The sequence below is a fragment of the Streptoalloteichus tenebrarius genome, from assembly GCF_024171885.1.
Classification (GTDB): Bacteria; Actinomycetota; Actinomycetes; order Mycobacteriales; family Pseudonocardiaceae; genus Streptoalloteichus; species Streptoalloteichus tenebrarius.
In genome coordinates this window covers 345,827-355,124 of record NZ_JAMTCP010000003.1, presented here as the reverse complement: position 1 = coordinate 355,124, position 9,298 = coordinate 345,827, and the positions used below count along the sequence as shown (strand labels likewise).

The following is a 9,298-nucleotide window of genomic DNA, read 5'->3' as shown; positions in this document are numbered from 1 at the left end:
ACCCGGCTCTACGGCCCTGCGCTGCCTCCGGGCCTCCGGACCGGCCGCGCCCACGCCTGACCCACCGCATCGCCTGGGCCGCCCACGACGGAGGGCCGCCGATTCTGGAAGGCACCGTGATCCGCCTCGAGGTCGACCGCCTGCCCTCCGGCGCGATCGGCGAAACCGGTGTGGCTCTGGCACTGCCGCACCGGCCTCACCCGTACCGAGGTCGACCTGGCCTGGCAGGCGTTCCTGCGCCGCTTCGACATCGAGCACACCTTCCGCATGCTCAAGCAAACCCTCGGCTCCGACCACGCCGAAACTCCGCTCACCCGACGCGGCCGACCGCTGGACCTGGTGCTGATCACCGCTTACACCCAGCTCCGCCTCGCCCGCGAGCTCGTGGGCGATCCGCGCCGCCCCCGGGGAGAAACCCCGCCCGGCCCACCGGCTGAGCCCGTCGCGGATCCGCCGAGGGTTTCGGAACCTGTGTCCACAACTGGCCTGTCCCGCCCGTGCCCGAAACCCTCACGACCCGGACCAGGACGCCCCGCAGGACAACCCAACCATCAGCCCGCGACACGTCATGACGTCCACACCGTCACCAGCACGAACAAGCAGAAAGGCATACGCGGCAAGAAGACCAGGTCCAGCAACCCACGACCACGCCGAACGGGTTAAAACTCAAGCTAGAGGAAGCGGTAGCCCTTGCGGTGTGGCGGGCTGTCGCCGTAGGCGGGCAGCGTGTTGCGGCGCCTCTCCTCAGCCATCGCCCGCAGGTCCGCACACCTCGCGGCCTCGACCCGACAGACGTCGCACTCGGGCCACAGCAGCTCCGGATCACCGAGGTGATAGGTCCGACTGATGGCCTCCAGTCCACAGAAGACGGTCACCGTCTCACCCTCGGGACGCTTGCCGCCCTCGTGGGCGTGCCGCTCACCCGCGTAGGGCAGCCAGGTGTGGCTGGGGAAGTCGAAGGCGGTCATACCGGCCTCCCGAAAACACGCAGGGGAAAGAGGAATCTAGAGGATGGGCGGCGGGACCGGGACCGAGGGGGTGCGGCCCCGGCCCCGCCACCCGGAACCCGACGCGGACCAGGGAGGAGCGGTTCGTCCACGCCGGGAGGACCGGAGGTCACGGTGTGTTCTGGCTCGTGCTTCTCTTCCTGGGTACCCCGCGTCGCCGATGGCACGGGGGATGGTGACGATCTACCGCCCCGCCGGAGTAACGCATTCCGACTCCCGGGCAAGGAACTTCTGGGCAAGTGCCACGGCGTGCACCCCGCCTCTCCCCAATGGACGAAGGGCGTGCCGCCCTCGACGCGCCCGGCACGCCGCTGCGATCTCCGTCCGCGACCGGCGCGCTGATGAGAAAGTAGTTGTCACGCCGATGAAATCAGGAGTTCTTCCGGGAAACCCCTGGGACGACCGGAAGAGACACGGTCGGACCGGGTTCGAGCGATGAGGCGTTGATGCGCCGGAGTCTGTCCACCGTGTCCTCGATCCGCCGCGACGTCTCGGCGGGCGCGCCGAGACGGTCCCTCCCGGACTGCCAGGATCGTCCCGCCTGAAGACGGACCACGCACCGATGCCCGACGGGATGGGTGCCGGATCCCCGGGAACGACTACTCGAACAGCTCGATGGGGTTCGTCAGGGTTCCGGCCAGTAACTGGTGCAGCAGCTCGGGGAGGGCTGGCGGCAGCAGTTTCTCTGTCGTGGCAGCGAGTTCCTCAACGGTCCACCAGCGCTGGCCGAGCAGGCCCAGGTGTTCGTTCGGGGTGCGTTGTGGCGCCACCTGCGGCTGGACGTTGGCGGGGCGGGCGAGGTAGACGTGCTCGCGACGGTGGTGCTGACGACCCCGGTAGTGGAAGCGGGTCTCGCGCACCCACAGGCACGGGCCGAGGTGGTCGAGGAGAATACCGGTTTCCTCGGCGACTTCCCGGCGGGCGGTGTCGGCAGGGGTCTCGCCGGGGTCGAGGCCGCCTCCGGGGAGTTCCCACCAGTGGTGGTCGGGCTCGTCGGGGTCCCTGGCGTGGATGAGCAGCACACGGTCCTGGTCGTCGAGAAGAAGGACGCGGGCGCCGAGGCGGGGTGCGCCGAGGGGTGCGGGAGCGTCGGTGGGCATCCGGCCGGTGGTCCTCGCTGCTGGTGCGGGCGCGGCCGGGCCGAACAGCGTGGGTGGACTGGCCGCCGTGCTCGGGTCGGACGTGACCAACCGCCGCACGCCCTCGATGGCGAGGTGCGCGGTGAGCGCGGAATGGTCGCTGAGCTTGGTGAGACGGGGCTCGTGGACGTAGTCACAGGAAAGGAGGCGGTCGGCGAGTGACCTGGAGCAGAACGCGTGGTCGTAGCGGTAGCCGTCGCCCGTGCGGCCGACCCAACTGTGCTCGGTGGCGGTGGGGTGAAGGTGGCGGAAGGCGTCGATGAGGAGATGCTTCTCGCTCAGCGAGCGGTAGAAGTCGTATTCGAAGGCGGCGAAGAACCCGTAGCGCGGCTGATGGTCGGGTTCGAGCACGTTGAGATCGCCGAGCAACAACGTGGGGTGGGCGTCGGTGCCGGTCAGCGCCGAGTCACAGTCATCCAGCCAGCGTCGTTTGCGTTCGGTCTTCTCCGGGCTTGCGTCCCGGGACGGCACGTACAGACCGATCAGCCGCAGGTCACCCAAGGATGTCGGCAGGAGGCCGCTGACCGCTCGACTGGGCAGGTAGCCGAGCTTCTCCTTCCAGTCATCAGGCCGGATCGCGAGCCTGCTCGCGATCAGGACGCCGTGCTCTCCCGGTCGAGGGCAAGAGTTGATCACGGCATAACCGGCCGCGGTGAACGCCTCGGCGAGCAGGCGGCAGCCATCGCTCGCCCTGGTCTCGGTCATCACGATGACGTCCTCGGGGCGTGAGGCCAACCAGTCGAGCTGACGTCGAGCACGTTCGGCGGACGGGCTTTGGACGTTGAGGGTCAGCAGACTCAAGACGGACATTCCACACTCCGCTCTGTACAGGCGCAGGACGTGGGAGGCAATACGCAGCGCGATCCTCTCAGGGCCCGTTGTCGTGCAGTCCAGGGACAGGACGGGCCAACCGGCGCGGCGCAGGACCGTGGTCACCTCGTGGTAGTGGTCAGACTCGGCGCGACTGGAACCCCTTCTGGGCAAGTGCCACGGCGTGCACCCCGCCTCTCCCCGTTGGACGAAGGGCGTGCCGCCCTCGACGCGTCCGGCACGCCGCTGCGATCTCCGCCCGCCACCGTCGCTCTGGCGACGAAGTAGTTGTCACGCCGACGAAATCACGAGTTCTCCCAGGAATCCCCTGGGACGACCGGAAGAGGCACCGTCGGATCGGGGTCGAGCGATGAGGCGTTGATGCGCCGGAGTCTGTCCACCGTGTCCTCGATCCGCCGCAACGTCTCGGTGGGAGCGTCGGCGTACTGTCTCCTGAGCCGCCGGGACCGTCGCGGACGCCGGATGTCCCTACGGCGCAACAGATCCTGAAGCGGCAGACCACCCCCGCGCTCGCGCAGGGCGTGACGCGGCAACGTCGGTGAAGCGACAGGTTGTTCCGGTGTCGGACGCGCCATCACCATGACCAGGCCGCCGACGAAGACACCGAGCAATGCGAAAGCACCGACAGCAACGAAGGAGCCCACGGGATCGCCTCCCGACAGACAGGGGGTGAACGACCAGGAACCACAGGAGAAGTGCGGTGGTGAAGGGACTACGCTCGCGGCACTCCACGAGCCTGTTTCCACGTTTCCACTTGTTCCACTGAATGGAACCAGTGGTCCTCGGAGGAGCGCAATGCACCGATCAGGCGACGATCAGCGCCGCCACAGGACGTAGTCTCTGGATCTATGGCTGGAAGCGGGACGCCCCGCGCAAGAGCTCTTGGCTCACGACTCAGAGAGGCGCGGAAACAGTCGAAGCTGACAGTGCGGGAGCTGGCCGCGCGCCTGGGCATCGCGCACGGCACGATCAGCCGATGGGAGACCGGCACCCGACTACCCCGCGCCGAGGATGTCGCGAGCTACCTCACCGCCGTCGGCGTGCGCGACCCCTCCCTCCGCGAGCAGATCATCGACATGGCCCGCGAGGACGGCCCGCACTGGCTGTTCGTCGGGGTGCCCGAACAACAGCGCCAGCTCGCCGCGCTGTTGGACTTCGAGCGCCAGGCCACCTCGATCACCGAGGTGAACCCGTTCCTGATTCCCGGCCTGCTCCAGGAATCGAGCTATGTTCGCGGCATCATGACCGGTGGTGGCGTTCGACCGAGCGAAGTCGAGACGCGCATCGCGCTCCGGCTCGGCCGTCGCGACTGCATCACTCGACGCGACCAGCCGGCCAACCTCACCGCGTTGATCGGCGAGGCAGCGGTCCGCTCCCTCGTCGGCGGTCCCCAGGGAATGCACAACCAGCTCACTCACCTGCTCGACATGGCTGAGCGCCCCAACATCGTGGTTCGCGTCATCCCCATCGAGAGCAACTGGCATCCCGCGATGGAAGGATGCTTCATGTTGCTGGAGTTCGACCGGCACCCCGCGATCATCCATTTGGAGAACCGGACGTCAGGCATGTTCCTGCACGAGCCGAACGTCGTCTCCGCCTATCGCGCCGCCCTCGCGATGCTGGACAGGTTCGCCTTAAGCACGGAGGAGACCTTCAAACTCATCGCGGAGCGGTTGACCACACTGGAGAGGATGCTATGACGACAGGTTACAAGTGGAGGAAGTCGAGCCGGTCCAGCCAGAGCACGGCCTGTGTCGAGGTCGCTGGCGACATCCCCGGCGGCACCGCCGTTCGCGACTCCAAGGACCCCAACGGACCCGAGCTGGTCCTCACCCCGGCCGTGTTCACGGCGTTCGTCAGGGCGGTGAAGTCGGGGCGTCTCGATCTGAGCTGACCCCAGCGCGAACGGCGGCGGGGGCCGGGTGGCCCCCGCCGCCGGGTCGTGCGTGGCTCGTCCCCTGGCTTGTCCACAGTGGAGGACAGGGGTGGTGGGCGTCAGCCCTGCTTCGTGGCGTCCACGAGGCTGAAGGCGTCCGCGCCGTCGATGGCCTCGCGGATGATGTCGGCGTGGCCGGCGTGCCGGGCGACCTCCTCGATGATGTGCAGCAGGATCCACCGGGCCGAGCGCGGCTCCTTCGGGAACCACGGGGCCTCGGGCAGCGGCACCAGCACGTCCAGGTCGGGCAGCGCGGCGACGATCCTCTCGGTCTCCTCCGCCCGCCGCTCGTAGGCTTCCAGCAGGCCGGCGAGGGTCTCGCCCTCCTCCATCCGGAACTGCCTCGACCAGGTCTCCGGGGTCTGCGGGTCGGTGTTCGGCTGGCCGTCCAGGACCACCACGGTCCAGAACCACTCCATCCGGGTGAGGTGCTTGACCAGCCCGCCGAGCGAGAGCGCGCTGACGGTCGGCGTGAGCGCCGCCTGCTCGTCGGTCAACCCGTGCGTGGCCCGGCGGACGGCGGCCCGCTGCTCCTCCAGGAACGCCAACAGAGCATCCCGCTCGTCAGAAACCGCGCGCACCACAGTCGGCATCGATGCCCACCTCTCGTCATCTTTGGGATCAGGCGCCATCCTGCCCCACCGCACCGACAGTTCCGTCGGACGCGTGACGACCGGGTTCACCAGGAGTTAGGTTCGGCGTGTGCGCCTTCTCGCCGCGCTGGGTGGCCTCCGGGCCGTGCTGACGGTGCTCACAGCGATCACCGCCCTTTACATGGGCCTCGTCGTCCTGGGCAACGTGACCGACCACGGGACGAACCGCGCCTTCGTGGAACACGTGTTCGCGATGGACACGACCTTCCGGTCCCCGAACACGATGTGGCGGGCCATCACCGACCAAGGCGTGGTGACCGCCGCATATGTGGCGATCATCATCTGGGAGGCGCTGACGGCGCTCGTGCTCGCCTCAGCCCTGGTCGCCTGGGTCCGCGCCCTCACCGGCCGGCGCGGGGACGAGACGGCGCGGCGCCTGTCGAGCTGCGGCTGGCTGATGCAGGTGACGCTGTTCGCGGGCGGCTTCATCACCGTCGGCGGCGAGTGGTTCCAGATGTGGCAGTCCAGCCAGTGGAACGGCCTCCAGCCGGCGCTCCAGAACTTCCTCGTCGCCTCGGTCGGGCTCGTCCTCGTCCACCTGCCGCGACCGACGGCCGCCCCACCCGACGCGAGGCCGACAGCCACCCCGCCCGACGCGTGACCGGCGCGGCTCCTCCTCGCGGCACGTGAGCGACGCGGCCGAACGCGGTCAGCGGCGCCGAAGCTCCTGGTAGAGGCGTGCGGCGTCACTGGTGAACTCGGCGCCCCTGGCGCAGGCGCGCTCCGCGTCCTGCCGCAGCGGGCCGAAGACGTCCGGTGACAGCTCCGGGTCGTTGATGGCCTCGGCGCGCAGCCACTCCAGAAGCTCCTCCCACCCCTCCCAGCGACGCACACCGAGGACGTGCTCGACGTCGCGGTGGTCGTAGTCGCGAGGCGGTACGTACGGGCGCCCGGCTCCCGGCTGCTCGGCCATCTCCACACCTCCTGTCACTAGCGGCTCCGACGCGCGCCGACGCGAGGCTCGCCCGGCGCGGTCTCGTCCCCGGCTACCCCCAGCCACGAGTGGGAAACACCAGCCCCGTCATCCCGGTCGTCCACGGGAAGATCCGCTCGTGACGACCTCTCCCCGGGGACGGGCAGCATCCACAGGCCGTGGCGGGACACGTCGGGTGGTCGCCGGAACCCGATTACGCCCGCGGCCGCGACGGCTCGGGTCGACGATGGCTCGCGGCTTCGCGTGGCGCGGGTGGCCGACGCTGACGTCGCTGGTCACGGCGGTGGCCGCGATCGCCGCGCTGGGTTTCACCGCGCAGTCGTTGCGCGCGACGCGTGACCAGATCGCGCTCACCGAACAGGGCCAGCTCACCGACCGCTTCGGCCGGGCGGTCGAGCAGCTCGGCTCGGAGAAGGTGGACGTGCGACTGGGCGGCGTCCACGCGCTGGAGCGCCTCGCCGGCGACTCCGAGCGGGACCGCCCCACCGTCCACAAGCTCCTGGCCGCGTTCGTCCGCGAGCACGCGCCCCTGGGTTCCTGCCCCGCCGAACCCGACCGGGCACGGCGTCCGCCCACGGACGTCCAGGCCGCGCTGACCGTGCTCGCGCACCGGAACCCCGTCACGCCCCCGGAGCATCTGGACCTCACCCGCACCTGCCTCGCCGGCGCCAGGATCACCGGGGGTGACCTGAGCTGGGCGCTGTTCGACGGCGCGAACCTCACCCACGCCGACCTCGAAGCCTCCCGTCTGGACCACGCCAGCTTCAGGGACGCCGACCTCACCCACGTCGACCTGCGTCGCGCTCATCTCGGCGGCGCCAGCTTCCTCAACGCGAACCTGTCCCACGGCCTGCTGTTCGGCGCCAATCTCAGCGAGTCCCACCTCGGCGGCGCGAACCTCCGCCGCGCGGACCTCAGGCACGCCAACCTCAGGCGCGCCAGCCTGCTCTTCGCCTCGCTCCCCGACGCGCGCCTCGTCAAGGCCGACCTCACCGACCTCGACCTGTCCGGCGCGGACCTCACCGGCGCCGACCTCTCCGGCGCGGACCTCACCGGGGTCGACCTCGGCCGCGCGAGGACGGCGCCGCCGTCGGTCACGCCCACCCGTTGACCGGCTGCCTGGCCGGTTACCCGACCGGCTCCGCCCCGGGGTCTCCGGTCCGGTGGAGGTCGCCAGCGGCCGCGAGGAGGTGGTCGGTCAGGTCCCGGATCTCGTCACGGAGCGCGACGACCTTCTCGACCGGCAGGCCGACCGCGCACAGGAGGTCGTGCGACACGCGCCGCCCCCGCTCGCGCAGCCGCCGCCCCTCCTCGGTCAGGCACACGATGACCACCCGCTCGTCCGCCTCGCTCCGGCTGCGGCGGACCAGCCCGGCGGTCTCCAGCCGCTTGAGCAGCGGCGACAGCGTGCCCGAGTCCAGGTAGAGGTCCTCCCCCAGCTCCTTGACCGAGCGGGGACCACGCGTCCACAGGTCGAGGAGCACCAGGTACTGCGGGTAGGTGACGCCCAGCTCGGCCAACAGCGGGCGGTACACCGCGTTCATCGCGCGCGACGCCGCGTGCAGCGCGAAGCAGAGCTGGTCCTCGGGCAGGGGCAGGCTGTCTGACATCGGTCCTCCGGGCGTCGACCCTACCCCGGCACCCCCGGCCACCGGCGCGAACAGGGCTCGCCCGCACTGTCGGGCCACCCGTCGCCCGGTTGAGCGGCTCGCCCGCACCAGCCGGCCGCACGCCCCGCCGTGTTCACCCGGAAGAGGCGAACCACGGGGGTACCCCGGTGGTGAACTCGCGGGAGACGAGGGCGGCGCGCGCCCGCCAGCGACGTCGGGGGCCGACGATGAACCAACCGCGCGTGAGGACACCGGTCGCGGTCGACGGACGGCTCGGCCCGGCCAGCCGGCACCCCGGCATGGCCGACCCGGCCTACCTCGCCCGACGCCGGGCACTGGGTGAGCTGGCGCGGGACCACCGGGTGGGCGACCCCGCCCCGACCGTGACCTACAGCGACGCCGAGCACCGCATGTGGGGCCTGGTCCACCGGACGCTGGTGCGCGTGCAACGACGGCACGCCTGCCGCGCGATCGCGGACGTGATCGAGGCGGTCGACATCCCCGACGACCACGTCCCGCAACACGCCGAGGTGAACAGCCGGCTCCAGCGCCTGACCGGCTTCCGGTTCACGCTGACCGGCGGGCTCGTCGACAGCCGACGCCTCTACGGCGCGATGGCCGACGGCTACTTCCACGGGGTGCAGTACCTGCGGCACCCGGCCGTCCCGTTCTACACGCCGGAGCCGGACGCCCTGCACGACCTGGTCGGCCACGGCACGCAGCTCGCCGCGCCCCGCTTCGCCGAGCTGTACCGGGTGATCGGGCGGGCCGTCCACCGCGTGGAGACCGCCGAGGCCGTCAGCCTGATCGACCGCCTCTTCTGGTTCACGGTGGAGTACGGCGTGGTGCGCGAGAACGGCGACCTGAAGGCGTACGGCGCGGCGTTGCTGTCCTCGTACGGGGAGATCGAGTGCTTCCGGGACGCCGAGATCCGGCCGCTCGACCTGCGCGCGATGGCCAACACGCCCTACCAGATCAACGGCTACCAGCCGATCCTGTACCGCGCCGAGTCGCTCGACCACCTCACCGACACCCTCGGCGAGTTCTTCGACGAGATGGACGACGACACGCCCGTCCGCCTGTGCCACTGGCCGGGGACGCGGGACTGAGGCGGCGCGGGGCCGGCGGTGACGCCGACCCCGCGCCGGGCGTCCTCCACTGAGGACTGATCACAGGACTGATCACAGG

At 70.3% G+C, this 9,298-nt stretch carries 11 protein-coding genes; 5 read left to right on the top strand and 6 right to left on the bottom strand.

Going from position 1 to position 9,298, the window contains the following annotated elements; all coding sequences use genetic code 11:
* Positions 1-671: 671 nt before the first annotated feature.
* From LX15_RS05275 to LX15_RS05265, 3 genes are all read right to left on the bottom strand, one after another.
* The gene (locus LX15_RS05275) at positions 672-968 is read right to left on the bottom strand and encodes an HC3 family zinc finger protein (RefSeq protein ID WP_253668330.1); all 297 of its coding nucleotides are present in this window, start codon (positions 966-968) and stop codon (positions 672-674) included.
* A 638-nt stretch (positions 969-1,606) separates the two neighbouring features.
* Positions 1,607-2,956, bottom strand: coding sequence for an NUDIX domain-containing protein (locus LX15_RS05270; RefSeq protein ID WP_253668329.1), 1,350 nt, complete (start codon positions 2,954-2,956; stop codon positions 1,607-1,609).
* 305 nt (positions 2,957-3,261) lie between these two features.
* The gene (locus tag LX15_RS05265) at positions 3,262-3,621 is read right to left on the bottom strand and encodes a hypothetical protein (protein WP_253668328.1); all 360 of its coding nucleotides are present in this window, start codon (positions 3,619-3,621) and stop codon (positions 3,262-3,264) included.
* A 204-nt stretch (positions 3,622-3,825) separates the two neighbouring features.
* Between LX15_RS05265 and LX15_RS05260 the strand changes: the two genes are divergently transcribed.
* Together LX15_RS05260 and LX15_RS05255 are read left to right on the top strand one after the other, a co-directional pair.
* Entirely contained in the window at positions 3,826-4,677 is an 852-nt protein-coding gene (locus LX15_RS05260; RefSeq protein WP_301304001.1) for a helix-turn-helix domain-containing protein, read from the top strand.
* Complete coding sequence (locus LX15_RS05255; protein WP_253668326.1) at positions 4,674-4,871, top strand: DUF397 domain-containing protein; 198 nt, start codon at positions 4,674-4,676, stop codon at positions 4,869-4,871. Before LX15_RS05260 ends, LX15_RS05255 begins: the two co-directional genes overlap by 4 nt.
* A 101-nt stretch (positions 4,872-4,972) precedes the next feature.
* On the opposite strand, the gene LX15_RS05250 is transcribed toward LX15_RS05255, so the two are convergent.
* Entirely contained in the window at positions 4,973-5,506 is a 534-nt protein-coding gene (locus LX15_RS05250) for a DinB family protein (RefSeq protein WP_253668325.1), read from the bottom strand.
* Between the two features lie 109 nt (positions 5,507-5,615).
* On the opposite strand from LX15_RS05250, the gene LX15_RS05245 reads away from it, so the two are divergent.
* Positions 5,616-6,167, top strand: coding sequence for a DUF2165 domain-containing protein (locus LX15_RS05245; protein ID WP_253668324.1), 552 nt, complete (start codon positions 5,616-5,618; stop codon positions 6,165-6,167).
* Between the two features lie 48 nt (positions 6,168-6,215).
* Here the strand turns inward: LX15_RS05245 and LX15_RS05240 are convergent, their stop codons facing one another.
* Complete coding sequence (locus LX15_RS05240; protein WP_253668323.1) at positions 6,216-6,479, bottom strand: hypothetical protein; 264 nt, start codon at positions 6,477-6,479, stop codon at positions 6,216-6,218.
* A 247-nt stretch (positions 6,480-6,726) separates the two neighbouring features.
* On the opposite strand from LX15_RS05240, the gene LX15_RS32200 reads away from it, so the two are divergent.
* A complete protein-coding gene (locus LX15_RS32200; protein WP_301304000.1) occupies positions 6,727-7,611 on the top strand; it encodes a pentapeptide repeat-containing protein in 885 nt (294 codons plus the stop codon).
* Positions 7,612-7,627: 16 nt separating this feature from the next.
* On the opposite strand, the gene LX15_RS05225 is transcribed toward LX15_RS32200, so the two are convergent.
* Positions 7,628-8,110: a MarR family winged helix-turn-helix transcriptional regulator gene (locus LX15_RS05225; RefSeq protein WP_253668322.1), complete on the bottom strand. Its 483-nt coding sequence runs from the start codon at positions 8,108-8,110 to the stop codon at positions 7,628-7,630.
* A gap of 242 nt (positions 8,111-8,352) precedes the next feature.
* On the opposite strand from LX15_RS05225, the gene LX15_RS05220 reads away from it, so the two are divergent.
* Positions 8,353-9,219 carry a phenylalanine 4-monooxygenase gene (locus tag LX15_RS05220; protein WP_253668321.1) on the top strand — a complete coding sequence of 289 codons (867 nt, stop codon included), beginning with the start codon at positions 8,353-8,355 and terminating at the stop codon, positions 9,217-9,219.
* Positions 9,220-9,298: the final 79 nt, after the last annotated feature.

Coding starts and splice junctions, on each gene's coding strand:
- LX15_RS05275 (WP_253668330.1), bottom strand. CDS start 968: ATGACCGCCTTCGACTTCCCCAGCCACACCTGGCTGCCCTACGCGGGT.
- LX15_RS05240 (WP_253668323.1), bottom strand. CDS start 6,479: ATGGCCGAGCAGCCGGGAGCCGGGCGCCCGTACGTACCGCCTCGCGAC.
- LX15_RS05260 (WP_301304001.1), top strand. CDS start 3,826: ATGGCTGGAAGCGGGACGCCCCGCGCAAGAGCTCTTGGCTCACGACTC.
- LX15_RS32200 (WP_301304000.1), top strand. CDS start 6,727: ATGGCTCGCGGCTTCGCGTGGCGCGGGTGGCCGACGCTGACGTCGCTG.
- LX15_RS05255 (WP_253668326.1), top strand. CDS start 4,674: ATGACGACAGGTTACAAGTGGAGGAAGTCGAGCCGGTCCAGCCAGAGC.
- LX15_RS05270 (WP_253668329.1), bottom strand. CDS start 2,956: ATGTCCGTCTTGAGTCTGCTGACCCTCAACGTCCAAAGCCCGTCCGCC.
- LX15_RS05225 (WP_253668322.1), bottom strand. CDS start 8,110: ATGTCAGACAGCCTGCCCCTGCCCGAGGACCAGCTCTGCTTCGCGCTG.
- LX15_RS05250 (WP_253668325.1), bottom strand. CDS start 5,506: ATGCCGACTGTGGTGCGCGCGGTTTCTGACGAGCGGGATGCTCTGTTG.